The sequence below is a fragment of the Streptomonospora nanhaiensis genome (assembly GCF_013410565.1).
In the GTDB taxonomy this organism is placed as follows: Bacteria; Actinomycetota; Actinomycetes; order Streptosporangiales; family Streptosporangiaceae; genus Streptomonospora; species Streptomonospora nanhaiensis.
In genome coordinates this window covers 995,237-1,022,049 of record NZ_JACCFO010000001.1, presented here as the reverse complement: position 1 = coordinate 1,022,049, position 26,813 = coordinate 995,237, and the positions used below count along the sequence as shown (strand labels likewise).

The following is a 26,813-nucleotide window of genomic DNA, read 5'->3' as shown; positions in this document are numbered from 1 at the left end:
CCTCCGGGACGCCGCAGCAAACCGCCCGCCGCACGGCGCGGGGGCCGTCCGATCCCGCGATCGAACGGCCCCCGCGTATCGCGCCCCGGCCTTCCCCGGCGCCCCTCGGCGCCGGCCGGCTAGGACGCCTGGCTCACCGTGGACATGTTGAAGTCGGGGATGCGCAGCGGCGGCATCGCCGTGCGGGTAAACCCGTCGCCGAACTCCCGGCCGAGCGCCGGAACGGTGGCCCCCGCCTGCTGGGCCCGTTCCAGCAGGCCCACCGGCGACTCGTTGAACCGGAAGTTGTTCACCGCGCCCGTGACCCGGCCGTCCTCGACCAGGTAGACGCCGTCGCGGGTCAGCCCGGTCAGCAGCAGCGACTGCGGATCCACCACCCGCACGTACCACACGCAGGTCAGCAGCAGCCCGCGCTCGGTCTGGGCCACCATCTCGTCCACGGTGGCCGTGCCGTCGGCCTGCCACAGCACCAGGTTGTCGATGAACGCCGTCAGCGGCAGCCCGGTGGTCTCCGCCGTCCGGCGGGTCTGGGTCAGCGCCGCCAGTTCACCGTTGGATATCCACTCCGTGCGCCGCAGCGGCAGCCCGTTGTCGAACGCCGTGACCCGCCGCCCCGGCGCCGTGGCCGACACGAACGGCGCGCACTCCAGCCCCGGCAGGTGCGGGTCGCTGAACAGCGTCAGCGGCAGCGAGGCCAGCCGGTCGCCGACCCGGGTGCCGCCGCCGGGCGCCGAGAACACCGTCCGCCCCTCGGCCGCGTCGCGCCCGTTGGCGTTGAGGTAGAGGAAGACCATCATGTCCGCCACGGCGCTGGGGGGCAGGATGGTCTCGTAGCGCCCGGCCTCCAGGTCCACCCGGCGCTGGGCCCAGCCGATCCGCCGGCCCAGTTCGTGCTCCAGCGCGTCGACGTCGACGTCGGAGAAGTCGCGGGTCGCCTGGCCCACCCACGCCGAGTGGCCCGTGCCCGCTCCCGACTCCGGCTCCCCGGCGGACTTCGCGTTCACGTCGATCGTGCCGGTCGGCTGGTCGTGGCGCAGCCGGACCCCGGTCGAGGTGCCGAGGAAGGTCGAGGTCACGGTGTGCTCGGCGAACCCGTACAGGCGCCGCCCGCCCGCGCCGGCGCGCTCGAAGGCGCGGCCCAGCCCCGGGGCCACCCCCGAGAAGGCGGAGATGTCGGTCGCGGCCGCCGGCGCGTCCCACGGGGTCGCCGCGGCGGGGGAGCACGCCGCCTCGGGCGCCGGCAGCGGCGAGGCGTCGTCGGTCGGCAGCGCCTCCTCGCTCGCCGCCTCGGCGGCCCGCACCAGGTCCTCCAGTTCGTCGTCGCGGACACCGGTGCGCGAGCGCGTGCCGACCGCCACGCCGCGCGAGGTGCGCGTGAGCGCGACCACCGTGACCGTGCGCCCGCGCGTGGCGCCGTTGGTGGTGAGCGAGTTGCCCGCCCAGCGCAGGTTGGCCGAGGAGGTCTCCTCCACGAGGACCACGCACTCGTCGGCGCGCGCCAGCTCCAGCGCCCGCTCCACCACCGCCTGAGGAGCGGTCCCGCTCATCGCCCTGCCTCCTGCACTGTGTTGAGAACCCGGATGTCGGAGAAGACCGCCGTGGGGCAGCCGTGGCTCACGGCCGCGACCTGCCCGGGCTGGCCCTTGCCGCACATGAACGACCCGCCCAGTTCGTAGGTCTGGGGTCCGCCGACGGCGCGCATCGCGTTCCAGAAGTCGGTGGTGGTGGCCTGGTAGGCGACGTCGCGGACCATGCCGGCCAGGCGGCCGTTCTCGATGCGGTAGAAGCGCTGGCCGGTGAACTGGAAGTTGTAGCGCTGCATGTCGATGGACCAGCTCTTGTCGCCGACGATGTAGACGCCGCGCTCGACCTGGGAGATCAGCTCGTCGGTGGAGGGGCCGTCGGGGTCGGGCGCCAGCGACACGTTGGCCATGCGCTGGATCGGCATGGTCGAGGGGGAGTCGGCGTGGGCGCAGCCGTTGGAGGACTCATAGCCCTGCAGCCGGGAGATGCGCCGGTCGCGCTGGTAGCCCACGAGCACGCCCTCGCGGATGAGGTCGAAGGAGGAGGTGGCGACCCCCTCGTCGTCGTAGCCGATCGTGGCCAGGCCGTTCTCGGCGGTGCGGTCGCCGGTGACGTTCATGATCGGGGAGCCGTACCGCAGGGTGCCGAGCTTGTCGGGGGTGGCGAACGAGGTGCCCGCGTAGGCGGCCTCGTAGCCCAGCGCGCGGTCCAGTTCGGTGGCGTGGCCGATCGACTCGTGGATGGTCAGCCACAGATTGGAGGGGTGGATGACCAGGTCGTAGCGGCCGGCCTCGACACTGGGCGCGGCCAGCTTCTCGGCGAGGAGTTCGGGCAGGGCGTCGAGTTCAAGCTCGACCTGCGCGGTGTACTCCCAGCCGCGCCCGGCGGGGGCGGAGATGGTGCGCATGCTGTCCAGGCGCCCGTCGCGGGTGGCGACGACCTCGACCTCGGGGGCGATGCGCACGCGCTGCTGGGTGGTGACGGTGCCGGCGGTGTCGGCGTAGAACTTCTGCTCCTTGACCGCCTCGAAGGAGGCGTCTACGTGGTTGACGCGGCTGTCCTCCAGCAGGCGGCGGCTCCATCCGGCCAGCAGCGCGGTCTGCTCGCGCGGGGTCACGGTGAAGGGGTCGACCGTGTAGGAGGACACCCAGGTGACGTCGCGGTGGGCGGGCTCGGGGGCGAGTTCGACGCGCTCGGTGGCGACGGCGGCGGACACGGTCGCCACCTCGACGGCCCGCCGGGCCACGGCGGCGGCGGCGTCGGTGGTGAGGACGGTGTCGGCGGCGAACCCCCAGACGCCCCGGTGGATCACCCGGACGGCGAAGCCGAGGGTGTCGGTGTCGCTCTCGCTGTCGAGTTCGGCGTCCGCCAGGGAGACGTAGCGCCCCCGTATCCGCTCCAGCCGGAAGTCGGCGTGGTCGGCCCCGAGGTCGCGGGCCGCCTGCAGCGCCGCGTCGGCGAGTCGCCGCATCGGCAGGGCAAGGAAGTCAGCATCAATGTCAGGCACAGTCATCCAACCTAACGAGGGACGCAACCGGGGGCCAGGATGGCGGGATGAACGGGACACTCGGAGCGGAAGGGGAGATATACCGCGTAAAGGTGCCGGCGGCGATGCTCGCGCGGACGGCGCCCGAGCCGGGAGCAGTGCCCCCGGCCACACGCGAGAGCGGTTGGACAAAGTCGCCTGAGGCCCCGGGTGCGTTTACGGCTCCCACTGTGGCATGGGCCACCGAAATTCAAGGTTGCGGCGGGTCGCGTCCGGTATTCCGCGCCTGTTAGCTTGGTCATGTCACACGGTCATCACGGTCCACCGTCGGTGGTCCGGGCCGGGTGAGGCTTTTTCTCCCCAGTCGTGGACTCGGTACACGGTTGGGAAATCGGAGTGGCGCCATTGCGGCGCGCACTCGCCGTCCTCCACGACAGTGCTTCTGCCTGCCGGTACGCCCCGGCGGGCGGAGGGCTGCGGGGCATGCCCCGGTGGGCCGGCGGGCACTCCGGCGACCGTTCACAGTGTGAACACATTACGACTCAGTCGGTGAACGCGCTTTGCCGTGCCCGAATTCAGCCGGGTTCGGAAACCGCGTCCGCGGACTGGACAACCCTGCCCGAACAACCGGCCGCGACTTTATGTCGCCGATCGGAACTTTGGCGACCCCTAAAACACACCCACTGCATTTCTGTCCGCAGGAGCCGCCATGTCGGTGAGGATTCTCGCCCTCGCTCTCGGTAACTTCGCCGTTGCCACCGGTGCCTATGTCATCGCCGGAATGCTCTCCGATATCGCCTCCCATACCGGCGTGTCCGTGTCCCTGGCGGGGCAGCTCGTCACCGTCTACGCGCTGACCTACGCCGTGGCCGCGCCCGTGGTGTCCACGCAGTTCGGGCGCTGTGACCGCCGCCGGCTGCTGGCCGCCGCCCTGGCGCTGTGCGCCCTGGGCAACCTGCTCACCGCGCTGGCGCCCGGGTTCGGCGCGCTCCTGGCCGCCCGCGTCCTCACGGCCGTGGGCGCCGCGATGTTCACGCCCCTGGCCGTCGTCACGGCCGCCGACCTCGCCCCGCCGCACCGGCGCGGCAGCGCGGTGGCGCTCGTGGTCACCGGCTCCACCCTGGCCACGGTGCTCGGCGTGCCCGCCGGGGTCGCGCTCGCCGGGCCGGTGGGCCGCCCCGGCGTCTACGCCGCCATCGCGCTGCTGGGCCTGGCCGCCATGGCCGCCCTGCGCGTCCTGCCGCGCACCGGGGCCCTGCCCCGGGTGCCGCTGCGCGCCCAGGTGGGCGTGCTGCGCGGCGCCGCGGTGCCCGCCGTCCTGGCGGTCTCGCTGCTCGCCGCCGTCAGCGACTTCGCCGTCTACACCTTCGTCGTGCCGGTGCTGACCGACCTCGGCGGCCCCGGGCCCCGCGAGCTGAGCGCCCTGCTGGTCGTCTACGGCCTGGCCGGAGCATTCGGCAACGTGGTCTCCGGCTGGGCCACCGACCGGGTCGGCGCCGACGCGACGATGCTCGGCGCCCTCGCGGTGCTGGCGGCGGGACTGTTCGCGCTGCCCGTCACGGGCGGCGAGGCGGTGCCCACCGCCGCGGCCCTGGCGCTGTGGGGCCTGGGCGGCTGGGGCGTGCTGCCCGCCGTGCAGGCCAAGCTGATCGGCGCCGCACCGGCGGCCGCCGGATCGGCCGTGGCGCTCAACGCCGCCGTGATGTGGCTGGGCATGGGCGCGGGCGGAGTCGTCGGCGGCGGGGTCATCGAGGCGGCGGGGAGCGGGGCGCTGGCCGTGGTCGGCGGGGCCATCGCCGTCGCGGCGCTCGTCCCCCTGGCCGTGGCCGCCCGCGCCACGCGGCGCGGTGCGCCCGCCGGGGCGGCCGTGGCCGACGCCGGCACCGGGTCGGGCATCGCGTTCGACGCCGCCGGTTGCGCTCCGTCGGCCGCCTACGGCGGCCCGGCCGCGCAGGTGGGCGCGCCCGCCCCCGGCGGGCTCGCCGGCGCCGCGCCCGCGCCCGCGCCGGTGCCCCGCACCGCCGCTCCCCGGGTGGCGGCCGACGCCTGAGCCGCGCGGCTCCCGGGCGCCGTCCGGGGGCCTCCGGGGGGCGGCGCTCCCGGGTGCGGCCGCACGCGCGTGGCGCGCGGCCGCACCCGGCCCGCCGCTAGTCGCCGCCCTCCTGGACGTCCACGTGCACGTGGTCGAGGTGGCGCAGGATCTCGTTGTTCGGATCGGGCGAGCGGTAGGGCCACCAGCCGCCGCGCGAGCCCCGCGCGTTCCAGATCTTGTCGTCGAAGATGACGTTGGCGATGTGCAGCTCCTCGGCGTGGGCGACCAGCCAGTGCGCGAGCAGCCAGCCCTCCCGCCGGTTCTCCTCGGTGACCGGTCGGTAGAAGACGTCGATCGCCCGGCCGTCGTAGTGCGCGGAGTCCTCGCCGTGCCCGGTGCCGATCCCGCCGGGTTCGTAGCCGCCCAGGCTCATCTCGCCGAAGACCTCGCCCATCGCGTCGAGCACCGCCTGTGCGCGCGGGGTCAGCCCGGTCTCGGTGAGGTCCTCGCGCTCCAGGCCGTCGGTGGTGGAGGCGCGGCAGGTCAGGCTGGGGCCGGCGTCGTCGGGCGGGCCTTCGCGCAGCCGCCGCAGCACCGCCGGGTCGATGCCGGAGGTGTCGGGCCCCTCTTCGCCGCGCGCCTCCAGCGCCACCGCCGTCGTGGCGCGCCGCGCCTGGGCCAGGGTGAGCATGACCGTGCCCTCGCCGGTGTCCACCGAGCAGGGGTCGGCCCACGGCAGCGCCGTGCGGTCGAGGTCGATGCCCGCCCGCGCCAGCAGCCACGGGGCGGCGGCCGCCAGCCCTGTTCCGCACAGGGCGACGACCACGGCGAGCACGAGGGCGCGGCGGGCACGGCCGGTCCGGCCGGGCCGCGGCCTCCTCTGCGAGTGCATATGCCGGACTTTAGCGGTCTCGTTGGCAGAAGTCCCTCTTTTGATTGTTACGGTCCGTCATGGTTTGAGTCATCCGCGCGACCGCCGCAGGCCCGCGCCCCGCCCCTACGCGGCGCAGCGGCCCCGCCAAGGCGGTGAGGTGCGCCACGGAGCGTGGCCGCCCGCGCCCGCGCCGCCCGCCGTGCGCACCGGCCACGCCTCCGGCGCCCTGCCGGGGCGCGCCACCGCCCCCCCCGCGGCGGGGAATACCGGCGCGGCGGGCGCGGCTGTGCCAGGGGGACCGGTGCGCGCTTTCGGCGCTCCGGTGCCGACCCCAGGGACGACGACCCGGCCGACCCGGCCGGCGGATGGAGGCGTGCGTGCGCACTTCGGCGGAGGCGGCAACCGGTTCGGACGAGCACGGCGGGCGGCGGCTGGCCCGGGACGGCGCGCTGTCGGCCGACGCCTTCCGGCGCGTCATGGGCGCCCACGCCGCCGGGGTGGTCGTGGTGACGGCCGAGGGCGCCCAGGGGCCGGTGGGCGTGACCGCCACCTCCTTCACCAGCGTCAGCCTCGACCCCCCGCTGGTGTCCTTCTACATCGACGACCGCTCGGGAAGCTGGCCCGCGCTGCGCGGTGCGCCCTCCTTCGCGGTCAACATCCTCGGCGAGGACCAGCGCGAGGTCGCCGCGCGCTTCGCCACGCGCGGGATCGACCGCTTCGCCCACCCCACCCGCTGGCGGCGCGGCGCCGACGGCCTGCCGCTGCTGCAGGGCGCAGCCGGGCACGTGCTGTGCCTCAAGCACGACGTCCTCGCGGTGGGCGACCACTGGCTGGTCGTGGGCCGGGTGGCCCAGGCGCACGTCTCCGAGGACACCGAGCGCCCCCTCCTCTACCACCGCGGGCGCTACGGCCGCTTCACCGCCTGAGCGGGGCCGCCCGGCGCCCTTCGCGGGTGCGCGGGCGCCGCGTGGGCGGCGCCCGCGCAGGGCGGTGTCAGGGGCGGCCGGCGGGGGTCAGGGGCAGATGGTCTCCAGCGCGGTCGCGTCCTCGCCGACCTGGCGGCCCGGGGTGGTGGGGGAGGGCTCGGCCAGCCCGGTGTACTCCTGCCACTCGGTCTGGTCGCCCTGCTGCTGCGTGCCCTGCCGGCCGTTCTGGCCGTCGGCGGCGCTCTCGTCGGCGGGGTCCTCGCCGCTGGGCGTGCTCCGCGGCGTCACGGCGTCGTCCTCGGCGGCCTCGCCGCCCTGCGCGGCCTGCCCCTCCTCCTGCTCGTTGATCGCGTCCTCGATGAGGTCGCGGATCTGCTTCCAGTCGGGGTGGGCGGTGTTGACCTGCGGGGGCGACAGCTGCAGGGTCGCCATCTCGCCCTCGCTGGTGACCAGCTCGGCCAGGTCGATGAAGGCCGGCAGCTTGGACTGCGGGATGTCGGTGCGCAGCGTCTGCTTGGTGGCCCCCGCCAGCTCCTGGAAGCTGGTGAGCAGGGTGGTGGGCTCGGTCTGCTCGGCCACGTACATCAGCAGGCAGCCCTGGCGACCCATGCGCGCGTAGTCGTCGCTGTTGACCCGGCTGCGCCCGTACCACAAAGCCTCGTTGCCGTTGAGGTGCTGGTCGCCGGCCTCCAGGACGTCGCCCTCCTCGCCGTAGGGGATGGGCTCGTCGATGTGCACGTCGATGCCGCCGATGGCGTCGATCAGCGACTCGAACCCCTTCATGTCGACCAGGGCGTAGTAGTCCAGGTCCAGGTCGGTGAGGTTGGCGATCACGTGCTTGAGGGTGTCGGCCGCGGGGTCCTTGACCGTGGGGTCGATGGCCAGGCGCTCGGGGTCCTCGGCCACCGTCTGGTAGACCTCGTTGAGGAGGTTGTCGAAGCCGTAGGGCGGCGGGTACGCCTCGGCCAGGGCGGTGCCCTTGGGGAACTGCGCGTTCTCCAGGTTGCGCGGCAGGCCGATCAGCACCACGTCGCCGTGGGTGACGTCGATGCTGGCCACGATCATGCTGTCGGTGCGCATGCCGTAGCGGTTGCTGCCGGAGTCGCCGCCCAGCAGCAGCACGTTGACGCGGTCCTGGTCGCCCCAGGGGTTGGCCGCGTCGTGCGGCGCGTCCTCGTCCTCGGGGCCGAACACCGAGTTGATGGTGTCGTAGGCGGTGTAGGTGGTGCGCAGGGCCTGGGCGGCCGGGGCGGCGATGCACAGGCACAGCACCGCCACGATGACCACGCCGCCGGCGCGGGCCATCCGCCCCGAGGACGGCGGCCGGGTGATCACCCAGGAGTGCACGACGACGGTCATCCACAGCACCGCCACCGCGAACACGGCTGCGGAGGCCGCGGCCAGGTAGCGGCCCTGCACCGCCAGGCGCGCGCCCTGCGCCAGGTCGCCGCGCATCAGCAGTACGCCGGCCACCACCAGGGCGGCGATCATCGCGAGGTAGCAGCCCAGCACGGTCCAGCCGAGCACGCGCCGGCGCATGCGCAGGTGGGCCAGGCCGGGCAGCGGGAGCGACCCCGCCGTCCACAGCAGCGCTCGCCAGGTACTCGCGGGCCGGGCGGCGGCCGCCGGCCCCCGTGGCTCCGACCGGTCCCCTCGCTGTGCCATGGGATTCCCTTCTGACCGCCCGTCCCCTGGTGGCGCCCGCATCCGATTCGAGGACGAATCACGGCGCGGAAGGACATACTTCCCCTTCTCCTACCGCGCGGGGCGCCGAACATGCCGGACAACAGTGTCTCGCTTTGCCGGAGTTGTTCGCACACGTGAGGCGAACCACGGCCTGTTCGTTACGTGTCTGCGATGTCGGTATACGTGACTGAATGAAGTTGAATGTCGCTATCTCCGAGCATGGACGGCCAAAGTCGTCCTTGTTTCTTTCGTGATCAGTAGTTAACCGTCGCCACAACTGCCATGATCTGGCCGCAGGGAGGGGCGGCGCCCGGGGGGAATGGGCGCCGACATGCGAGGGAAAGGCATGACATCGTGCTCGATGCGGTCGATGCCGCGCTCATGAGGGCGCTGCAGGGGGACGGAAGGGCCACATACCAGGCGCTGGCGGACGGGGTCGGACTGTCCCGGACGGCGGTACGGGCGCGCGTCAAGCAGCTCGTCTGCGCCGGGGCGATCCGGATCGTGGGGGTCCTGCACGCCGGTGTCCTGGGGATGGAGGTGTTCGCGCACATTTCATTCCGTGTTTCCGGTCCGGTCAGGCCGGTCCTGGAGGAGCTGACGGGGCGCGAGGCGGTCGTGTTCGCCGCGCACACGGCCGGGCGCTTCCCGGTCGTGGCCCACGTCCGGGTGCGCGACGACGACGCGCTGGCGGCGGAGCTGGCCGAGCTGCGCGCGCTGCCCGGCGTGGAGGGCGCCGAGACGTTCCGCGGCGGCGCCATCGTCAAGGACGCCTACAGCAGCGTGCGGCCGCTACGCGGCATCGCCATCGACCCGCTGGACTGGCGGCTGGTGCGCCACCTGCAGCAGGACGGGCGCGCCTCCTACGCCGAGCTGGCGCGCCAGGTCGGGCTGTCGCAGGCCGCCGCCCGCTCGCGGGTGGTGCGGCTGATCGAGGCCGGGGTCGTCCACGTCACCGCGATCGTGGAGCCCTCGGTGGTGGGCGCCAACGAGCAGGTCGGATTCGGCGTGCGCTGCCGCGGCGACGCCGCCGCGGTGGCGTCCCGGCTGGGTACGCTGGCGGGGGTGTCGTTCCTCGCCACCGGGTTCGGGCGCTACGACCTCGTCGGCACCGCGACCGCGCCCGACCGCGCCGCGCTGGTGGAGGCGCTGGAGTCGGTGCGGTCCTGTCCCGAGGCGAGCTACGTCGAGACCTGGGAGCACCTGGTGGTGGCCAAGGAGCGCCACGGAGCCGGCGCCGCCCCCGGCGCCGGCGAGGGCGCGCCGCCGGCCGAGGCCGCGGTGGGGGCGGCCCGCTGACCCGGGCGCGGGCACCGCGCCCGCGCGCGCGTGCCGGGTGCCGGAGGGGGCGCCGGGTGGTCGAGCAGGTGCCGGCGGGAGGGGGTTCCGCGGCGCCGCGGGGAGGGCGGACATGGGCCAGGGCCGCGTGCCCGGGGGAGTGCTGCGGCTGCGCGGCCGGGAGTTCGGTCCCGGCCGCCCCGCCGTCATGGCGGTCGTCAACCGCACGCCCGACTCCTTCTACGACGCGGGCGCCACCTTCGCCCTCGACGCGGCGCTGCGCGCCGCCGACGAGGCCGTGGCGCACGGCGCCGACATCATCGACGTCGGCGGGGTGAAGGCGGGGCGCGGCGCCCGGGTCAGCCCCGCCGAGGAGATCGACCGCACGGCGCCGCTGCTGGCGCGGCTGCGCGAGCGCCACCCGGCCATCGTGCTCTCGGCGGACACCTGGCGCGCCGAGGTCGCGCGGGTCTGCACCGAGGCGGGCGCCGACCTGGTCAACGACACCTGGTCGGGCGCCGACCCCGCCCTGGCCGCCGTGGCCGCCGCGGCGGGCGCGGGGCTGGTGTGCAGCCACACCGGCGGCCTGGGGCCGCGCACCGACCCCCACCGCGTGCGCTACCGCGACGTGGTGGCCGACGTGGTGGACCGGGTGACCGCCCTGGCCCGCCGCGCCGTGGCGCTGGGGGTGCCGCCCGACCGGGTGCTGATCGACCCCACCCACGACTTCGGCAAGAACACCTACCACTCGCTGGAGGTCACGCGCCGGCTGGGCGAACTGGTCCGCACCGGGTGGCCGGTGCTGGTGGCCGCGTCCAACAAGGACTTCATCGGCGAGACGCTGGACGCCCCGGTGCACGACCGGCGCGCGGGCACGCTGGCGGTGCTGGCCGTGGCCGCCTGGCAGGGCGCCGCGGTGTTCCGGGTGCACGACGTGGCCGCCGCCCGCGCCGCCCTGGACGCGGTGGCCGACCTCACCGGGGAGGGCGGGCAGGACAGCGGGGTGTAACCGCCGGTAGCGTTTTTTGCGGATTTCCGTGCGGTATGTCTTGCGTCACGCTTAAGTTACCCATGAGTATATGAACAGCCGGGTCGCCGGGGAGGTGCCGTGGCCCTCCCCGCGCCGCGCGCCGCCCGGGCCCGCCCTCGGGGCGGGTCCGCGGCCCCGCGGACGGGCGGCCCGCCAGGCGCGGTTGCAATGGGAGGCTGACGTGGCGCTTGCGGACACCTTGACGGCGATAGGGACGGCCGCGCTGACTCGGTCCGGCGCGCGGCCGCTGGGCTCGCACCTGTTCCCGGTCTGGCCCGGCGCGGCCTTCGCCGCGGCGGCGCTGCCCGTGCGCTGCGCACCGGGCGACAACCTCGCCGTCCACGTGGCCGTCGCCCAGGCGCCGCGCGAGTCGGCGCTGGTCGTGGACGTCTCCGGCGAGCCCGAGTACGGCTACGTGGACGAGATCCTGGCCGTGGCCGCCCGCCTGCGCGGCGTCAGCGGGATCGTGGTCGACGGCTGCGTGCGCGACGTCGCCGCCATCGCCCGCACGGGGCTGCCCGTGGTCAGCGCCGGGGTCTCGGTGCGCGAGCCCGGCCACGACGCCGGGGGCGCCGTGGGCCGCGAGATCGTGTTCACCGCCGACCACCCGCCCGCGCCCGTGCGCCGCGGCGACTGGATCGTCGCCGACGACGACGGCGTGGTGTGCCTGCCGCGCGGCCGCGTCACCCAGATCGTCGCGGCGGCCGTGGAGTCGGTCTCCCACGACCAGGAGGTGCTCGACGCCCTGTGCTCGGGCAAGTCCACCTTGGACCTGCTCAACCTCGACCCCTCGCGGGTGGCCGGCTGGGAGGGGGCCGCCGTCAGCGCCGCCCGCTCGGCCGAGCGGGCCGGCTGAGGACCCCGGGCGCCCGGCCGGCGGGCCGGGCCCGCCGGCCGGGCGCCCGGCGCGCGCGGCGTCAGGCCGACTGCACCACCCCCGGCTGCCCGTCCTCGACCACGAAGGTCGCCCGGGTCGAGACGGGCGCCCCCGGCCGGCTCACGTAGGGCACCACGCGGAAGTCGGTCCGCCACTCGCGCGGCGTCACCCGGCAGCGCACGTAGCCGCGCTGCTCGTTGACGAAGTGGAAGTGCGGGTTGGCCGCCAGGAACGCCCGCCCCTGCTCGCCGATGTCCTGGCCGTCGCCCCCGGTGGCCACCGAGGTCCCCACGAACTCCGCGGCCACCGTGGCCGCGTCCTCGTCGCGGTAGTCGGCCTTGAGGTCGGCCGCGTAGTTCTGGTGGCGGTCGCCGGTCACCACGACCAGGTTGTGCACCCCCTCCTCCACGGCGGCGGTCAGCACCCGCTCGCGGTCGGCGGCGTAGCCGTCCCAGGGGTCGGTCCACACCCGCTCGGCCTCGCCCTCCAGGTGGTCGGTCTGGGTCATCGGCGACTGGTTGCCCAGCACGTGCCAGCGCGCCTGGGACCGGCGGAACCCGTCGATCAGCCACTCCCGCTGGGCCTCGCCCAGGATGGAGTGGTCCTCGGCGAAGCGCTCGGGGCAGTCGTCGACGATCCGGCCGCCGCAGGGCTGGTCGTCGCGGTACTGGCGGGTGTCGAGCATGGTGAAGTCGGCCAGCCGCCCGTAGGGCAGGCGGCGGTGCAGGCCCATGTCGGGGCCCACCGGCATGGAGGCCCGCCGCAGCGGCATGTTCTCGTAGTAGGCCTGGAACGCCTGGGCGCGCCGGTCCAGGAACTCCTCGGGCGGGTCGTCGTCCTGGGAGATCTCGTCGGCCCAGTTGTTGTCGACCTCGTGGTCGTCGGGGGTGACCACCCAGGAGAACCGGGCGTGGGCGGCCTGGAGGTGGGGGTCGGACTTGTACAGCCCGTAGCGCACCCGGTAGTGCTCAAGGCGGGTGGTCTCCACCAGCAGGTGGTCGGGCACGGTGCCGCGCAGGTCGCCCTCGATGGGGTACTCGTAGATGTAGTCGCCCAGATGCAGCACCAGGTCCAAATCCTCCTGGGCCAGGTGCTCGTAGGCGGTGTAGTGGCCCTGGTCCCACTTCTGGCACGACACGAACGCGAACGCCAGCCCGCCGGTCAGCGAGGTCGGCGGCGGCGCGGTGCGGGCCGTGCCCGCCGGGCTGATCTCGTTGAGCGCGCGGAAGCGGTAGTGGTACTCCCGGGCCGGGCTCAGCCCGGTGATCTCCGGGTGCACCGAGTGGCCCAGTTCGGGGGAGGCCACGGCACTGCCGCGCCGCACCACGCGGGTGAACCGGGAGTCCAGCGCCACCTCGTACTCCACGTCGACCGGCTCGGGCGGCATGCCGCCCGAGCCGTCCTCGGCCAGCGGCTCGGGCGCCAGCCGGGTCCACAGCACGAAGCCGTCGTGGGCGGGGTCGCCCGAGGCGACACCCAGGGTGAACGGGTAGCCGGGGGAGCGGCGGTTGTCGGCGGAGGCCGGCGCCGAGGCGAACAGGCCGGTGCCCAGCGCGACGGCGGCGGCCGAGGCGGTGCCGATTCCCAGGAACCTGCGTCGTTTGGGCCACGCGGCACTGCGCGCGGGCGGTAGGATGGCGGGCAAGACGAACCTCCAGCGGGGATGGGCGGGGTCCTGCGGTGTCCGCGAGTGATCGTCCGGTCCCGTTGTGTCCGCTTGTCGAGGCTACGGACACGCAGTGGTGAAGTCTGCGTGACACTCCGTTGCCGTCACCGATCCGCGTAGATCCGGTGCACCACCTCCTCGATGTCGGGTTCGCGCAGCGTGATGTCGGCCACCTCGTAGTCGGCCGCCACCTGGGCGATCACCCGCGCCGGATTGCCCTCCAGCTCCAGCCACTGCCGCGGCCCCTCCACCCGCACGGTCCGCGCGCCGGGCACCGCGATCGGCGCGGCGGGCGCGGCCAGGTCCACCACCAGCGTCCGCGGCGAGGGCGCCACCGCGTGCAGCCCCGTGAGGTCGCCGTCGAAGGCCAGCCGGCCGCCGTCGATCACCATGACCCTGCGGCACAGCCGCTGCACGTCGCCCAGATCGTGGGTGGTGAGCAGGATGGTGGTGCCCCGCTCGGCGTTGAGCCGCAGCAAGAACTCCCGGATGGCGGTCTTGCTGACCACGTCCAGCCCGATCGTGGGCTCGTCCAGCACCAGCACCTGGGGCGCGTGCAGCAGCGCGGCGGCCAGGTCGCCGCGCATGCGCTGGCCCAGGCTGAGCTGGCGCACCGGGGTGGCCAAAAACGGCGCCAGCTCCAGCACCTCGGTCAGTTCGGCCAGCCGCCGCGCGTGGTCGGCGCGCGGCACCCGGTACAGGTGGCGGGTCAGGGCCAGGCTGTCGCGCAGCGGCAGGTCCCACCACAGGGTGGTGCGCTGGCCGAAGACGACCCCGATCCGCCGGGCCAGCCGGGTGCGGGCGCGCACCGGCTCCAGCCCGGTCACCCGCACCCGCCCGGTGCTGGGCGCCAGGATCCCGATCAGCATCTTCAGCGTGGTCGACTTGCCCGCGCCGTTGGGCCCCAGGTAGCCGACGATCTCCCCGGGCGCCACCCGGAAGGAGACGTCGCGCACCGCGCTCACCCGGCGCCGCCTCCGGCGCAGCAGCGGGCCCTCGGCCACGGTGTAGTCCTTGCCCAGCCCTTCGGCCTCGATCACGGCCGCCACGGGCCGCCTCCTCTCGCGTCGTCAGCTTCCCGTCGACCGGTACCGGCGCAGGCCCGCGCGCCACACCGCGGCGGCGGCCAGCGCCAGCAGCACGGCCACCGCCGGCGGGGCGAAGCGCAGCCACTCCGGCATGCCCAGCGGGTCGGGCCGCTCCAGCAGGTACAGCGCGGGCTGCCAGCTCACGAACGCCAGCGGCACCACGTAGGTGGCCGCCCGCGCCACCTCGCGGCCGTAGACCGCCAGCGGGTACTGCGCCATGGCCTGGCCGCCGTAGGTCACCGAGTTGGCGGCCTCGCGGGCGTCGAGGGCCACGAACTGCAGGCAGGCGCCGATCACCCAGACCGAGCAGCAGATGACGGTGCCCGAGGCGACCAGCACCGGCACGGCGGCAACGCGCAGCGGCGTCCACTCCGCCGGCAGCGCCGCCAGCGCCCAGCCGAGCGCGGCGGCGCAGGGCACCACCTTGCCCAGCCGGCGCGGCGAGAACTCCTCGACGGCCATCTGCAGCAGCGCGGGCACCGGCCGCACGAGCATGACGTCGAAGGCCCCGGTGCGGATGTGCTCGCCCAGCCGCTCCACCGACCCCATGAGCAGGTCGGCCAGCGTGAACGCCAGCCCGGCCAGGCCGTAGACCAGCAGCGCCTCGTGCAGGCCGAACCCGCCCAGCCGCCCGGCGTGGCCGAACAGGAACACCAGCGCCGCCAGTTCGCCGACCGTGGCCACCGCCTGCGCCGCCGTCAGCATCGCCAGCGACGCCGGGTACTGGGCCAGCGCACGCGTCCACGCCCACGCCAGGCGCACGTAGGTCACCACCGCGCTCACCCGCCCTGCACCGCCACCCGGCGGGCCGCCCGCGCGGTCAGCAGCGCGCCCAGGCCCAGCAGCGCCGCCGCCCACGCCGCCTGGAACACCAGGCCGCCCAGCACGGTGCCGCCCGGCAGGGTGGCCTTGCCCAGCACGATCTCGGCGGGCACCTGCACCAGCGCCGACCACGGCAGCGCCCGCAGGACCGCGGCCACCGCGTCGGGGAACAGCACCAGCGGCAGCACCAGGCCCGAGCACAGCGGCCCCACCGTGCCGGCCAGCGCGGTCACGCCGCGCGCGTCGCCGATCCAAAAGCCCGCCAGCGCGTAGAGGTAGCGCAAGGCGAAGGAGACGAGCACGGCCAGCAGCAGCGCCAGGCCCGCGGCGGCCCAGCGCGCCGGCTCCTGGGGCAGCGCCAGCCGGAACAGCACCAGACCCACGCAGAAGGTCGGCACGCTGCGGAAGACCGCGGCGAACACGGCCCGCCCCAGGTCCTGGGCGAGGAACCACAGCAGCGGGTGCGCCGGGCGCAGCAGGTCCACGGCGACGTCGCCGGAGCGGATCCGCTCGGCCAGCGCCAGCGGGCGGCCGATGATGTCGACCGGGCCCAGCAGGGCCTGGGCCACGTAGACCTGGGTGACCGCGTCGATCGCGGTGTAGCCGTTGATCTGCGGGCGCGCCGCGAAGACCGCGAGCAGCACCAGCGCGTTGATGACACCGAAGACGCTGTTGGTGAACAGCCCCGCCGCCGTGGCGGCGCGATAGCCGGAGTACCGGCGCAGGGCGCAGCCGAACACCGAGAGGTACACCCGCACCGTGCCGTGCCTTCCTTTCGTCAAGGGGGTTCGGAAAGTGGCACGGCCCTGGGTGACTCAGGTCCGGGACGCCGGAGCCGAAAACCCTAGCACACCGGCGACATCCCTCCGTTCCGCGGCGGCTCCCGGGCGGAGCGGGCCACCCGGTTGGCCGGATCCGGCTAAGCCGGGGGCGGGCGGCGGGCCGGACCGGCAGACTGGGCGCGGACGCGGCGGCCGGCCGCGCCCACCGGGCACCGGCGGCACACTGGGGGCTGGCGTGGACACGAGGAGTGGCGGAAGCGGCACCGAGCGCGACGGGCGCGGCTCCGGCGGCACCCGCGCCCGCGACCGCGCGCAGGCGGCACCCGGCGCGGTCTCACCGCGCGGGCGCGCCACCCGGGCGCGATTACTCGCCGAGGCCCAGGAGGTGATCCTGGCGAGCGGCGGCCACCTGGAGGTCGCCGCCGTCGCGCGGCGCGCCGAGGTCTCCGCCGGCCTGCTCTACCGCTACTTCGGCAGCAAGGACGGCCTGGTGGCGGCGGTGGTCAACACCTTCTACGACGGCTACGACTCCGAGGTGTTCACCACCCGCCTGGACACCGGCGCGTCCTGGCCCGAGCGCGAGCACGACCGCATCGCCCGCGAGATCGACTTCCTGTGCGACGCTCCGCTGGGCCGGATGATCGTGGGCCGCCGCCTGCGCGAACCCGCCGCCGCCCACGTCGACGCCGAACGCGTGGCCCGCCAGATCGACATCGCCGCGCGCAGCATCGCCCGCGGCCAGGCCGACGGCGAACTGGACGCGTCGGTGGACCCCCGCCTGGCCGCGGCCGCGGTCCTGGGCGCCTTCCGCGAACTGATGGCCGAGGCGCTCAGCGGCGAGGGCGACCCGCCGCGCGCCGCCGTGCTGGACGCCATGTGGCGCGTGGGCAGCAGCCTGCTGCTGCGCCCGCCGGCCGGGCCGCCGCCCCGCTACTCGCCCGCCAGCGACAGCAGTTCGTCCAGGTAGCAGGCGGCCTCGCGCAGCGCCCGGTCGGCGTCGCCCGAGCGGATGGCCTCGGCCAGCCCGTTGTGGTCGATGCCCTCGTCGGTGGAGGGCTGGCCGTAGGCCGTGTGCGCGATGCTGTCGTAGACCACCTGGGCGATGTCGTCGTACAGCTCGATCAGCAGCGAGTTGTGCGTGGCGTTGACCACCGCGCGGTGGAACGCGAAGTCGGTCTCCACGAACGCGCTCATGTCGCGCTCGCGCCAGGCCGCCTCGCGCAGCCCGATGGCGCGGTCGATCTCGGCGAGGTCCTCCTCGGTGTGGCGCAGGGCCGCCAGCCGGGCGGCCTCCATCTCCAGCGCCCGGCGGACCTCCAGGTTCTCGCGCAGCCGGGAGCGCTCCAGCCGGCGGCGCAGCGCGCCCCCCAGTTCGCTGGAGGCGCGCACGAACGTGCCCGCGCCCTGGCGGATCTCCAGCAGGCCGGCGTGGGCGAGGGCGCGCACGGCCTCGCGGACGGTGTTGCGCCCCACCTCAAGCTGCTCGGACAGCTCGGACTCGGTGGGGATGCGGTCGCCGACCGCCCACTCGCCGGAGTCGATCTGGGCGCGGAGCTGACTGATGACCTGGTCGACAAGGCCGGTGCGGCGGGTCGAGGCGAGAGGCACGCGAACCTCCTACGGGCAGGCGGCCACGAGACGAAGGGGCCGGCGGTTGTGCGGGCGGTTAGGCCGGAGCTTAGACCAGTCTCGGCCGGGAATTGGCCGTCGCGGGCAATGCGTTACGGTCATGATGTAGATCCTGTGATCCCACCTCTAGGAGACCGCGTGACGGGCGCCTCAGTCGACTCCGCAGCCCCGCGGGCCGACGCCGAACCCTCGACCGCCACGGCCCGGCGTCCGCGCCGCGTCGTCTGGCTGCTCGTCGGCGGTGTCGCGCTGGCCGCGCTCAACCTGCGCACCGCCATCACCAGCGTCGGGCCGCTGCTGGACGAGGTCACCGGCGGCCTGGGCATGTCGGGGGTGCTGGCGGGTGTGCTCACCACGCTGCCGGTGCTGTGCTTCGCGGTGTTCGGCGCGCTCACCCCGCTGCTCATCCGGCGGCTGGGCGAGCACCGGCTGCTGCTGTCGGCGCTCCTGGCGATCGCGCTCGGCCTGGCCACCCGGCCGCTGGTCGACAACGCCTGGCTGTTCCTGGCCCTGAGCACGGTGGCGCTCTCCGGCGGCGCGGTGGGCAACGTGCTGCTGCCCACCCTGGTCAAGCAGCACTTCCCCGGCCGGGTCGGGCTCATGACCACGGTCTACACCACCTTCCTGGCCCTGGGCACCACCATAGCCGCCGCCGCGACCGTGCCGGTGTACCAGGCGAGCGGCAGCTGGCGGCTGGCGCTGGGCGGCTACGCGGCGGTGGGCCTGGTGGCGGCCCTGCCGTGGCTGGGCCTGCTGCGCCACGACCCGCCGCGCGCCGGCGGCTCCGCGCCGCTGGGGCTGCGCCAGGTGCTGCGCACGGGCATGGGCTGGCAGAGCGTGCTGTTCTTCGGCACCCAGTCCACGGTGGCCTACATCCTCTTCGGCTGGTTCGCCCAGATGCTGCGCGAGCAGGGCATGGACGCCGCGCAGGCCGGGCTGATGCTGTCCTACCTGACGGCGCTGTCGGTGCCCACCTCGCTGGCGCTGCCCGGGCTGATGGCCCGGGTGCGCGACCACCGGGCCTTCGTGCTCGTCTTCTACGCCTGCTACCTGGCCGGCCTGGCCGGGCTGTGGCTGTCGCCGCTGGAGGGCACCTGGGTGTGGACCACCCTGATCGGCGTGGGCATGGCCACCTTCACCCTGGCGCTCACCTTCTTCGCCGTGCGCACCCGCACCCCCGGCGCCACCGCCGCGATGTCGGCCAGCAGCCAGAGCCTGGGCTACCTCATGGCGGGAGTGGGGCCGTTCCTGTTCGGCATGCTGCACGAGCTGACCGGCGGCTGGCACGCCCCGCTGCTGCTGGTGCTGGTCCTGGTCACCGCCAACGCGGCGGTGGGCCTGCTGCTGGGCCGCCCCCGCTACCTGGAGGACTCCCTGGAGCGGGTCGGCTAGGCTCCGGGGAGCCAGTCGACGCGGCCGATGAGGTAGACCGACCCGACGAAGGCCACGATGTCGATCAGCGAGTGCGCCACCACCAGCGGCATCACCCGGCCGTGGCGGCGGTAGAACCAGCAGAACACCAGGCCCATCACCAGGTTGCCGAAGAACATGCCCACGCCCTGGTAGAGGTGGTAGGTGGCGCGCAGCAGCGACCCGGCCACGGCGGCGCGGACCGGCGGCCACCCCAGCTGGTCCAGCCGCAGCATGAGGTAGCCGACCACGATCACCTCCTCCAGCACGCCGTTCTTGACCGCCTGGAGCACCAGCACCGGCAGCGTCCACCAGTGCTCGTTGAGGGCGCTGGGCGCCACGGTGACCGTCAGGCCCAGCCGCCAGGACACCAGGTAGACCACCAGGCCGCCGCAGCCGATGAGCGCGGCCAGAACGGCGCCGCCCAGCAGGTCCCGGCCGGGGCGGCGCAGGTCGAACCCGATGGTGGCCGCCGACTCGGTGCCGCGGTGCAGCAGGTGGACCACCAGGGCCACCGGGGCCAGGGCGAAGAGCACGGCGGCCAGCTGGCGCGCCAGGTCCAGCCAGGGGCGCTCGGCCTCGGCGCGCGAGCCCACCAGGCTCGCGGTCTGCTCGGCCAGCGACTCCGGGGCGGTGATCGACCCCACGAAGGAGATGACGGCCGACACCGCCGCGGCGGCCAGCGACAGCAGCAGCACCATCGCGACCTCGCCGCGCAGCAGGCGCGGGGTGAGCGCGGCGGCGGCGGGCAGCGGAGCGCGCGGCCGGGGTGCGGCGGGCTCGGACGCGCCGGGGGAGGCGGGGGAGCCGGGGGAGCCGGGGGTCGCGTGCGGCTCGGCGCGCTCGTCGGAGGTGGGCTCGGCCATGGACCCGATCATGGCACGTGCTGACCGGCGGTCCCGCACGCGGTCGGCCGCGCACGCAGAGGCGCCGGCCTCGCGGGTGACACGGTTGCCGCGAGGCCGGCGCGGGACGGCCTGCCCGCCGCGCCCCAGCCACGAAAGCGGGGCGGGCTGCCGTCAGGGAAGGAGGATCCAGTGTCAGTGAGCCGCTGAGAACTGGTCCTCTTCGGTCGATCCGGTGAGGGCGGTGGTGGAGGCGTCCGGCGTGATCGCCGTGCTGACCAGGTCGAAGTAGCCGGTGCCGACCTCACGCTGGTGGCGGGTGGCGGTGTAGCCCTGCTCCTCGGCGGCGAACTCGTTCTCCTGGAGTTCGACGTAGGCGCTCATGCCGCTCTCGGAGTAGCCCTTGGCCAGGTCGAACATCGAGTAGTTCAGCGAGTGGAACCCGGCCAGGGTGATGAACTGGAACTTGTACCCCATGTGGCCCAGTTCGCGCTGGAACTTGGCGATGGTGGAGTCGTCCAGGTGCCGCTTCCAGTTGAAGGACGGCGAGCAGTTGTAGGCGAGCATCTGGTCGGGGTACTCGGCCTTGATGCGCTCGGCGAACTGCCGCGCGACCTCCAGGTCGGGGGTGGAGGTCTCCATCCACAGCAGGTCGGAGTAGGGCGCGTAGGCCAGGCCGCGCGCCACGCAGGCCTCCAGGCCGTTGCGGACCCGGTAGAAGCCCTCGCCGGTGCGCTCGCCGGTGATGAAGGGGCGGTCGGCCTCGTCGACGTCGCTGGTGATCAGGGTCGCGGCCTGGGCGTCGGTCCGCGCGATGACCAGGCTGGGCACGCCGGCGACGTCGGCGGCCAGGCGGGCGGCGTTGAGCGTCTTGACGTGCTGGCCGGTGGGGATGAGCACCTTGCCGCCGAGGTGGCCGCACTTCTTCTCCGAGGCGAGCTGGTCCTCCCAGTGCACGCCCGCCGCGCCGGCCGCGATCATGGCCTTCATCAGCTCGTAGGCGTTGAGGACACCGCCGAACCCGGCCTCGGCGTCGGCGACGATCGGCGCCAGCCAGTAGGGGGCGGACTCGTCGCCCTCGGACCAGGTGATCTCGTCGGCGCGCTTGAGGGCGTTGTTGATGCGGCGGACCACCTGCGGGACCGAGTTGGCCGGGTAGAGGCTCTGGTCGGGGTAGGTGTGGCCGGAGAGGTTGGCGTCGGCGGCGACCTGCCAGCCCGACAGGTAGATGGCCTTCAGGCCCGCGCGGACCTGCTGGACCGCCTGGTTGCCGGTGAGCGCGCCGAGGGTGTTGACGTAGTCCTCGGTGTGCAGCAGGTCCCACAGCCGCTCGGCGCCCAGCCGCGCCAGGGTGTGCTCCTCGGTGATCGAACCGCGCAGGCGGACCACGTCCTCAGCGGAGTAGGTGCGCTGGATCCCGGCCCACCGGGGGTTGGTCTCCCACTCCTGCCGCAGCGCCGCTGCCGCTTCCTGCTGACGACCGCTGATGCTCATGGCCTGTCACCCGCCTTCGCGTGTTTCCCCTGGATGTGGTGCCGGCTGGAGACCCGCCCCCGGGGCGGCCCGGGTGGTCCCGCGGCCTCCCCGGCGGCTTGTTCCCCGCCGGTAACAACGATTCTTCGCAAAGTTCCAGGGTTTTTCGAGACGATTCGCGGTGAAGATCTTTCATTCTTTCTCTATGATGAACCCATGGCGTACTTCGGGACTGAAGAAATACCGTCTTTGCCGGGGGACCTCGATCTGGTCACCTTTGGCCAGCGGCTGCGGCACCTGCGGCGCACGCGCGGCATGACCCTGTCGGACCTGGGCGAGCGCGTGGGCCGCGCGCCCTCGCAGCTCTCCCTGCTGGAGAACGGCAAGCGCGAACCCAAGCTGTCCCTGCTCACCGCCCTGGCCCAGGCGCTGGGCGTCTCGGTGGAGGAGCTGCTGTCGCGCCAGCCGCCCAGCCGCCGCGCCCAGTTGGAGATCGCGGTCGAGGAGGCCCAGCGCGACCCCCTGTACCAGTCCCTGGACCTGCCCCACCTCAAGGTCGGCAAGCGGGTGCCCAACGACGTGCTGGAGCACATCGTGGGGCTCTACGACGAGCTGAAGCGGCGCAGCGCCAAGCCCACCGCCTCGCCCGAGGAGGCGCGCCGCGCCAACGCCGAACTGCGCCGCCAGATGCGCGAGCGCGGCAACTACTTCGCGGCCATCGAGAAGGCCGCGCAGGAGACCCTCGACGCCGTGGGCTACAGCGGCGGCGCGCTGTCGCAGGGCCAGATCCTGGCGATCGTCACCCACCACGGGTTCACCCTGCGCTACGTGCAGGACCTCCCGCGCTCGGTCCGCTCGGTCACCGACACCCGCAACCGCCGCCTCTACCTCAAGCGGGAGTCGCTGGGCATGCACAGCCCGCGCACCATCCTGCTCCAGACGCTGGGCCACTTCGTGCTGGGCCACGCCCAGCCGCGCGACTTCGCCGACTTCCTGCGCCAGCGGGTGGAGGCCAACTACTTCGCCGCGGCCGTGCTCATCCCCGAGGGCACGGCGGTGCCCTACCTCCAGGAGGCCAAGAAGGCGCGCGACCTGTCGGTGGAGGATCTGCGCGACGTCTACTCGGTGTCCTACGAGATGGCGGCGCACCGGTTCACCAACCTCGCCTACCGGCACCTGGACCTGGTCTGCCACTTCATCCGCAACGACGAGACCGGGATCATCTACAAGGCGTATGAGAACGACGGCCTGATCTTCCCCACCGACGACACCGGCGCCATCGAGGGCCAGCGGATGTGCCGGTACTGGTCGGGGCGGCAGGTGTTCATGTCGCCGGACCGCTACTCGATCTACTACCAGTACACCGACAAGCCCAACGGCACCCACTGGTGCGTGGCCCACGTCGATCCCAGCCGCGAGCGCAACTTCGCCATCACCCTGGGCGTGCCCTACAAGGAGTCCCGCTGGTTCCGGGGCCGGGAGACCACCAACCGCACCAAGTCCAACTGCCCCACCGGCGAGTGCTGCGTGCGCCCGCCCGCCGACCTGGCGGCGCGCTGGGAGGGCAACGTGTGGCCCTCGGCCCGCGCGCACTCCCACGTGCTCTCGGCCCTGCCCTCGGGCACCTTCCCCGGGGTGGACGAGACCGACGTCTACACCTTCCTGGAGCGCCACCAGGCCGAGTAGTCCGGCCGGAGACAAAGGGTGCGGCGTCGGCCGGGGCGGCGGAGCGCCAGGGGAGCCGGGCCGGGCGCACTTCCGTGCCGCCGGACCATCATGTTACCGTTGGTAACACTTGCGCGGCCGCGCGCGGCGCGCCCCCCGCCCGCGCGCCGCCGCCCCCTCGCGCCGCCGAGGCCCCCTGAGCAAAGGACGAGTGCAGATGAGCGACACCGCAAGCGAGCCCCAGGAGCAGGCCGCCGCCGGGTTCAGCCTCGAACTCAACGAGGACGTCCGCGACGTCCGGGACTGGGCGCACGGGTTCGCCCGCGACGTCATCCGCCCGGCCGCCGCCGAGTGGGACGCGCGCGAGGAGACCCCCTGGCCGATCATCCAGGAGGCCGCCAAGATCGGCCTGTACTCGCTGGACTTCTTCGCCAACCAGTGGCTGGAGCCCAGCGGCGTGGGCATCCCCGTGGCGTTCGAGGAGCTGTACTGGGGCGACCCGGGGATCGCGCTGTCCATCACCGGCACCGCCCTGGCGGCGGTGGCCGTGGCCGGCAACGGCACCCAGGACCAGCTGTTCGAGTGGGTGCCGCAGATGTTCGGCTCGCCCGACGACGTCAAGCTCGGCGCGTTCTGCTCCTCCGAGCCCGACGCCGGCAGCGACGTCAGCGCCATCCGCACCCGGGCGGTCTACGACGAGGCCGCCGACGAGTGGGTCCTCAACGGCACCAAGACCTGGGCCACCAACGGCGGGATCGCCGACGTGCACGTGGTCGTGGCCTCGGTCGACCCCGAACTCGGCTCGCGCGGCCAGGCCAGCTTCGTGGTGCCGCCCGGCACGCCGGGCCTGTCGCAGGGCCAGAAGTTCAGCAAGCACGGCATCCGCGCCTCCCACACCGCCGAGGTCGTGCTGGAGGACGTGCGCGTGCCCGGCCGCTGCCTGCTCGGCGGCAAGGAGAAGCTGGACGAGCGGCTGGCCCGCGCCCGCGAGGGGCAGCGCTCGCGCGGCCAGGCGGCCATGCGCACCTTCGAGGCGTCGCGCCCCAGTGTCGGCGCCATGGCGGTGGGCTGCGCCCGCGCCGCTTATGAGTACGCCCGCGACTACGCGGTCCAGCGGCGGCAGTTCGGCAGGCCGATCGCCGACAACCAGGCGATCGCCTTCACCCTGGCCGACATGGCCACCCGCATCGACGCCGCCCGCCTCCTGGTCTGGCGCGCCGCCTGGATGGCCCGCAACAACAAGGAGTTCGCCCAGGCGGAGGGCTCCATGAGCAAGCTGTTCGCCAGCGAGACCGCCACCTGGGTCACCCAGAACGCCATCCGCATCCTGGGCGGCAACGGCTACACCAAGGAGTACCCGGTCGAGCGCTGGCACCGCGACGCCACCATCTTCACGATCTTCGAGGGCGCCAGCGAGATCCAGCGCCTGATCATCGGCCGAGCGGTCACCGGCCTGCCGGTGCGGTGAACCACCGGTCTCTCCGGGAGGGAATCCGGCGGACGCCTGCCATGTCAGACGATCCGCCGGCTTTCTGAACAGCCAGGACGGAAAACGTCGTCGAAAAACCCCTCGGCGTGTGCCGGAAGGGCGCCGAGGGTAAGGGCGGCGAGTCCGGCGAGGGCGAGCGCGGCGATGAGTCGGTTCATGGGATCACTACTCCTGTGACGTTGTGTCGCTGTATCGTCTCGCTTTGTGTTCAAAAAGGAGAACTCGGCCCCGTGACCTGGTGGCCAGGTTGTCCGCCGCACCGTGCGGCGCCTTGACGGCGGGCCGCTCCGTCCCCGCGCGGCGCCGCCCGCCAGGCGCTACCGTCTGACGGGTGGCTTCCGAACCCGCTCAGCACACCGCGCCCGCCGCCCGGGGCCGCAACCCCGAGCGCCGGCGCGCCATCCTCGACGCCGCCGACCGGGTGATCCAGCGCGACGGCCCCGACGCCTCGATGTCGGCCATCGCCGCCGAGGCCGGGATCAGCAAACCGATCCTCTACCGCCACTTCGGCGACAAGAGCGGGCTCTACCGCGCCCTGGCCCGGCGCCACGTCGACCCGCTGATGGAGCGGGTGCGCGCCGAACTGCACGCCGACACCTCCCTGGCGCGCCGCACCCGCGCCACCGTGGGCGCCTACCTGGGCATGATCCGGGGCAACCTCAACCTCTACCGGTTCCTGATGGACCGCGCGACCTCGGAGGACCCGCGTACCCGCGGCGACCTGGGCATGATGGTGCGCCGTCTGGGCGAGGAGCTGGCCGGGGTGCTGCTGGCCGACGGCGAGGTGGCCGACCCCGTGCGCGCCCAGATCGTGGCCCACGCGGTGGTGGGCATGGTGCAGGCGGCGGGGGAGTGGTGGCTGGAGCATCCCGAGGTCGCCGAGGACGCCATCATCGAGGACCTCGCCGCCTCCGTGGCCGGAGCCATCACCGCCCGGCCGTAGCCCGGCCGCCCCGGGCACCCGAGCGCCGGCGCGCCCCGCGCCCTTCTCCGCAGGCCGGCCGCGCGCGGGGCCGTGCCACAGGGCGTGCGCGCCTGCGTGGTGCGGGCGGATGCGCCTCCCGGGGGCGGGCCGGTGCGGGCGCGGGCTTGACCTGGAGCGCGCTCCACCTCCCAGGATGTCACCGACGGCGCGGCCCGGGCCCGGCCCGGCGCCGCCGCCGCGCGTCGGCAGCGCCCCCGCGGGGGCCGGTGAGAAACGGAAGCAACCTCATGCGCACACGCACCATCGGATCCGGAGAGTCCACCCGCCAGGTCAGCGCCGTCTGCCTGGGCGCCATGCCGTTCGGCACCACGGTCGGCGAGGAGGAGTCGTTCGCCATCCTGGACCGGTTCGTCGCGGCCGGCGGAACCTTCATCGACACCGCCAACAACTACGCGTTCTGGGCGCCGGGCGGGCGCGGCGGCGAGAGCGAGGCGCTGCTCGGCCGCTGGCTGGCCGCCCGGGACTACCCCGAGGTCGTGCTGGCCACCAAGGTCGGCGCCCAGCCCACCGTGCCCGGCGCCGGCCTGGAGGCCGCCCAGGGGCTGGCCGGCGACACCGTGCGCGCCGCCGCCCGCGCCAGCCGCGAGCGGCTGGGCGTGGAGCGCGTCGACCTGCTCTACACCCACATCGAGGACCGGTCGGTGGCGCTGGAGGAGACCCTCTCCGCCCTGGCCGACCTGGTCGACGAGGGCGTGGTGGGCCTCCTGGGCGCGAGCAACCACGCGGCCTGGCGGCTGGAGCGCGCCCGCGCCGTCGCCGCCGCGAGCGGCCGGCCGGGGTACTCGGTGCTGCAGTACCGCTACAGCTACCTCCAGCCGCGCTACGACGTGCCCTTCCCCGAGGGGGGCCACGTGCACGCGAGCCCTGAACTGCTGGACTTCGCCAAGGTCCACGGGCTGCCCGTCCTGGTGTACTCCTCCCTGCTGTCGGGCGCCTACACCCGGCCCGACAAGCCGCTGTCGCCGCCCTACGACCACCCGGGCACGCAGGCGCGGCTGGCCGCGCTGGACGAGGTCGCCAAGGAGACCGGTGCCACCCGCAACCAGGTGGTCACCGCCTGGCTGCTGGGCCACGACCCCCAGGTCCTGCCCCTGGTGGGCGCCAGCTCCGTCAGCCAGTTGGACGAGGTGCTCGACGCGGTGGAGCTGGAGCTGACCGCCGACCAGCGGGTGAGGCTGGACGCGGCCCGCTAGATCGTTGATGGGGGTTTTCTGAATCTCCTGCGGACATGGCGAAGGGCGTCGAG

General features: G+C 74.0%; 23 protein-coding genes. 11 read left to right on the top strand and 12 right to left on the bottom strand.

Annotated elements, in window-relative coordinates; translation table 11 throughout:
* Window positions 1–119: 119 nt before the first annotated feature.
* Together HNR12_RS04400 and HNR12_RS04395 are read right to left on the bottom strand one after the other, a co-directional pair.
* Window positions 120–1,547: a metallopeptidase TldD-related protein gene (locus HNR12_RS04400; protein WP_179766287.1), complete on the bottom strand. Its 1,428-nt coding sequence runs from the start codon at window positions 1,545–1,547 to the stop codon at window positions 120–122.
* Complete coding sequence (locus tag HNR12_RS04395) at window positions 1,544–3,037, bottom strand: TldD/PmbA family protein (protein WP_218901859.1); 1,494 nt, start codon at window positions 3,035–3,037, stop codon at window positions 1,544–1,546. The genes HNR12_RS04400 and HNR12_RS04395 overlap by 4 nt, the downstream gene beginning before the upstream one ends.
* Window positions 3,038–3,719: 682 nt before the next feature.
* On the opposite strand from HNR12_RS04395, the gene HNR12_RS04390 reads away from it, so the two are divergent.
* The gene (locus HNR12_RS04390) at window positions 3,720–5,060 is read left to right on the top strand and encodes an MFS transporter (protein ID WP_179766286.1); all 1,341 of its coding nucleotides are present in this window, start codon (window positions 3,720–3,722) and stop codon (window positions 5,058–5,060) included.
* A gap of 97 nt (window positions 5,061–5,157) precedes the next feature.
* Here the strand turns inward: HNR12_RS04390 and HNR12_RS04385 are convergent, their stop codons facing one another.
* A complete protein-coding gene (locus tag HNR12_RS04385) occupies window positions 5,158–5,934 on the bottom strand; it encodes a hypothetical protein (RefSeq protein ID WP_179766285.1) in 777 nt (258 codons plus the stop codon).
* Between the two features lie 359 nt (window positions 5,935–6,293).
* On the opposite strand from HNR12_RS04385, the gene HNR12_RS04380 reads away from it, so the two are divergent.
* Complete coding sequence (locus tag HNR12_RS04380) at window positions 6,294–6,842, top strand: flavin reductase family protein (protein ID WP_308118972.1); 549 nt, start codon at window positions 6,294–6,296, stop codon at window positions 6,840–6,842.
* 87 nt (window positions 6,843–6,929) lie between these two features.
* Here HNR12_RS04380 and HNR12_RS04375 read toward each other — a convergent pair whose 3' ends face one another.
* A complete protein-coding gene (locus HNR12_RS04375; protein ID WP_179766283.1) occupies window positions 6,930–8,507 on the bottom strand; it encodes an LCP family protein in 1,578 nt (525 codons plus the stop codon).
* Between the two features lie 375 nt (window positions 8,508–8,882).
* Here HNR12_RS04375 and HNR12_RS04370 point away from each other — a divergent pair, with 375 nt between their 5' ends.
* From HNR12_RS04370 to HNR12_RS04360, 3 genes are all read left to right on the top strand, one after another.
* The gene (locus tag HNR12_RS04370) at window positions 8,883–9,827 is read left to right on the top strand and encodes an Lrp/AsnC family transcriptional regulator (protein ID WP_179766282.1); all 945 of its coding nucleotides are present in this window, start codon (window positions 8,883–8,885) and stop codon (window positions 9,825–9,827) included.
* Window positions 9,828–9,939: 112 nt separating this feature from the next.
* Complete coding sequence (gene folP, locus HNR12_RS04365; RefSeq protein ID WP_179766281.1) at window positions 9,940–10,815, top strand: dihydropteroate synthase; 876 nt, start codon at window positions 9,940–9,942, stop codon at window positions 10,813–10,815.
* 202 nt (window positions 10,816–11,017) lie between these two features.
* Window positions 11,018–11,692 (top strand): RraA family protein, encoded by a 675-nt coding sequence (locus HNR12_RS04360; protein ID WP_338119720.1) that lies wholly within the window; start codon window positions 11,018–11,020, stop codon window positions 11,690–11,692.
* 61 nt (window positions 11,693–11,753) lie between these two features.
* Here the strand turns inward: HNR12_RS04360 and HNR12_RS04355 are convergent, their stop codons facing one another.
* From HNR12_RS04355 to HNR12_RS04340, 4 genes are all read right to left on the bottom strand, one after another.
* Entirely contained in the window at window positions 11,754–13,358 is a 1,605-nt protein-coding gene (locus tag HNR12_RS04355; protein WP_217782697.1) for an alkaline phosphatase D family protein, read from the bottom strand.
* Between the two features lie 125 nt (window positions 13,359–13,483).
* Entirely contained in the window at window positions 13,484–14,428 is a 945-nt protein-coding gene (locus HNR12_RS04350) for an ABC transporter ATP-binding protein (RefSeq protein WP_179766280.1), read from the bottom strand.
* Between the two features lie 21 nt (window positions 14,429–14,449).
* Complete coding sequence (locus HNR12_RS04345) at window positions 14,450–15,250, bottom strand: ABC transporter permease (RefSeq protein ID WP_308251346.1); 801 nt, start codon at window positions 15,248–15,250, stop codon at window positions 14,450–14,452.
* Window positions 15,247–16,047: an ABC transporter permease gene (locus HNR12_RS04340; protein WP_179766279.1), complete on the bottom strand. Its 801-nt coding sequence runs from the start codon at window positions 16,045–16,047 to the stop codon at window positions 15,247–15,249. The genes HNR12_RS04345 and HNR12_RS04340 overlap by 4 nt, the downstream gene beginning before the upstream one ends.
* A gap of 259 nt (window positions 16,048–16,306) precedes the next feature.
* Between HNR12_RS04340 and HNR12_RS04335 the strand changes: the two genes are divergently transcribed.
* On the top strand, window positions 16,307–17,038 hold the full coding sequence (locus HNR12_RS04335) for a TetR/AcrR family transcriptional regulator (RefSeq protein WP_179766278.1): 732 nt from the start codon (window positions 16,307–16,309) through the stop codon (window positions 17,036–17,038).
* Here HNR12_RS04335 and HNR12_RS04330 read toward each other — a convergent pair.
* Window positions 17,002–17,679 (bottom strand): FCD domain-containing protein, encoded by a 678-nt coding sequence (locus HNR12_RS04330; RefSeq protein ID WP_179766277.1) that lies wholly within the window; start codon window positions 17,677–17,679, stop codon window positions 17,002–17,004. The two genes, HNR12_RS04335 and HNR12_RS04330, sit on opposite strands and share 37 nt — an antisense overlap.
* A gap of 159 nt (window positions 17,680–17,838) precedes the next feature.
* Between HNR12_RS04330 and HNR12_RS04325 the strand changes: the two genes are divergently transcribed.
* Window positions 17,839–19,092 (top strand): CynX/NimT family MFS transporter, encoded by a 1,254-nt coding sequence (locus HNR12_RS04325; RefSeq protein ID WP_308118354.1) that lies wholly within the window; start codon window positions 17,839–17,841, stop codon window positions 19,090–19,092.
* Here HNR12_RS04325 and HNR12_RS04320 read toward each other — a convergent pair.
* Window positions 19,089–19,988, bottom strand: coding sequence for a CPBP family intramembrane glutamic endopeptidase (locus HNR12_RS04320; protein ID WP_179766275.1), 900 nt, complete (start codon window positions 19,986–19,988; stop codon window positions 19,089–19,091). The two genes, HNR12_RS04325 and HNR12_RS04320, sit on opposite strands and share 4 nt — an antisense overlap.
* A gap of 162 nt (window positions 19,989–20,150) precedes the next feature.
* Complete coding sequence (gene aceA / locus HNR12_RS04315) at window positions 20,151–21,449, bottom strand: isocitrate lyase (protein ID WP_179766274.1); 1,299 nt, start codon at window positions 21,447–21,449, stop codon at window positions 20,151–20,153.
* A gap of 228 nt (window positions 21,450–21,677) precedes the next feature.
* Between aceA and HNR12_RS04310 the strand changes: the two genes are divergently transcribed.
* Complete coding sequence (locus tag HNR12_RS04310; protein WP_179770397.1) at window positions 21,678–23,114, top strand: helix-turn-helix transcriptional regulator; 1,437 nt, start codon at window positions 21,678–21,680, stop codon at window positions 23,112–23,114.
* Window positions 23,115–23,310: 196 nt separating this feature from the next.
* Entirely contained in the window at window positions 23,311–24,561 is a 1,251-nt protein-coding gene (locus tag HNR12_RS04305) for an acyl-CoA dehydrogenase family protein (protein WP_179766273.1), read from the top strand.
* Between the two features lie 44 nt (window positions 24,562–24,605).
* On the opposite strand, the gene HNR12_RS29045 is transcribed toward HNR12_RS04305, so the two are convergent.
* Complete coding sequence (locus HNR12_RS29045) at window positions 24,606–24,740, bottom strand: hypothetical protein (RefSeq protein ID WP_274706711.1); 135 nt, start codon at window positions 24,738–24,740, stop codon at window positions 24,606–24,608.
* A gap of 173 nt (window positions 24,741–24,913) precedes the next feature.
* On the opposite strand from HNR12_RS29045, the gene HNR12_RS04300 reads away from it, so the two are divergent.
* Together HNR12_RS04300 and HNR12_RS04295 are read left to right on the top strand one after the other, a co-directional pair.
* Window positions 24,914–25,525, top strand: a complete 612-nt coding sequence (locus tag HNR12_RS04300; protein WP_179766272.1) for a TetR/AcrR family transcriptional regulator — start codon at window positions 24,914–24,916, stop codon at window positions 25,523–25,525.
* A gap of 269 nt (window positions 25,526–25,794) precedes the next feature.
* Window positions 25,795–26,760: an aldo/keto reductase gene (locus HNR12_RS04295; protein WP_179766271.1), complete on the top strand. Its 966-nt coding sequence runs from the start codon at window positions 25,795–25,797 to the stop codon at window positions 26,758–26,760.
* The last annotated feature ends 53 nt before the right edge of the window (window positions 26,761–26,813 follow it).

Excerpts from the sequence above, each read along its gene's own strand:
- HNR12_RS04400 (WP_179766287.1), bottom strand. The coding sequence starts at position 1,547 with ATGAGCGGGACCGCTCCTCAGGCGGTGGTGGAGCGGGCGCTGGAGCTG.
- HNR12_RS04395 (WP_218901859.1), bottom strand. The coding sequence starts at position 3,037 with ATGACTGTGCCTGACATTGATGCTGACTTCCTTGCCCTGCCGATGCGG.
- HNR12_RS04390 (WP_179766286.1), top strand. The coding sequence starts at position 3,720 with ATGTCGGTGAGGATTCTCGCCCTCGCTCTCGGTAACTTCGCCGTTGCC.
- HNR12_RS04385 (WP_179766285.1), bottom strand. The coding sequence starts at position 5,934 with ATGCACTCGCAGAGGAGGCCGCGGCCCGGCCGGACCGGCCGTGCCCGC.
- HNR12_RS04375 (WP_179766283.1), bottom strand. The coding sequence starts at position 8,507 with ATGGCACAGCGAGGGGACCGGTCGGAGCCACGGGGGCCGGCGGCCGCC.
- folP (WP_179766281.1), top strand. The coding sequence starts at position 9,940 with ATGGGCCAGGGCCGCGTGCCCGGGGGAGTGCTGCGGCTGCGCGGCCGG.
- HNR12_RS04320 (WP_179766275.1), bottom strand. The coding sequence starts at position 19,988 with ATGATCGGGTCCATGGCCGAGCCCACCTCCGACGAGCGCGCCGAGCCG.
- aceA (WP_179766274.1), bottom strand. The coding sequence starts at position 21,449 with ATGAGCATCAGCGGTCGTCAGCAGGAAGCGGCAGCGGCGCTGCGGCAG.
- HNR12_RS04305 (WP_179766273.1), top strand. The coding sequence starts at position 23,311 with ATGAGCGACACCGCAAGCGAGCCCCAGGAGCAGGCCGCCGCCGGGTTC.
- HNR12_RS29045 (WP_274706711.1), bottom strand. The coding sequence starts at position 24,740 with ATGAACCGACTCATCGCCGCGCTCGCCCTCGCCGGACTCGCCGCCCTT.
- HNR12_RS04295 (WP_179766271.1), top strand. The coding sequence starts at position 25,795 with ATGCGCACACGCACCATCGGATCCGGAGAGTCCACCCGCCAGGTCAGC.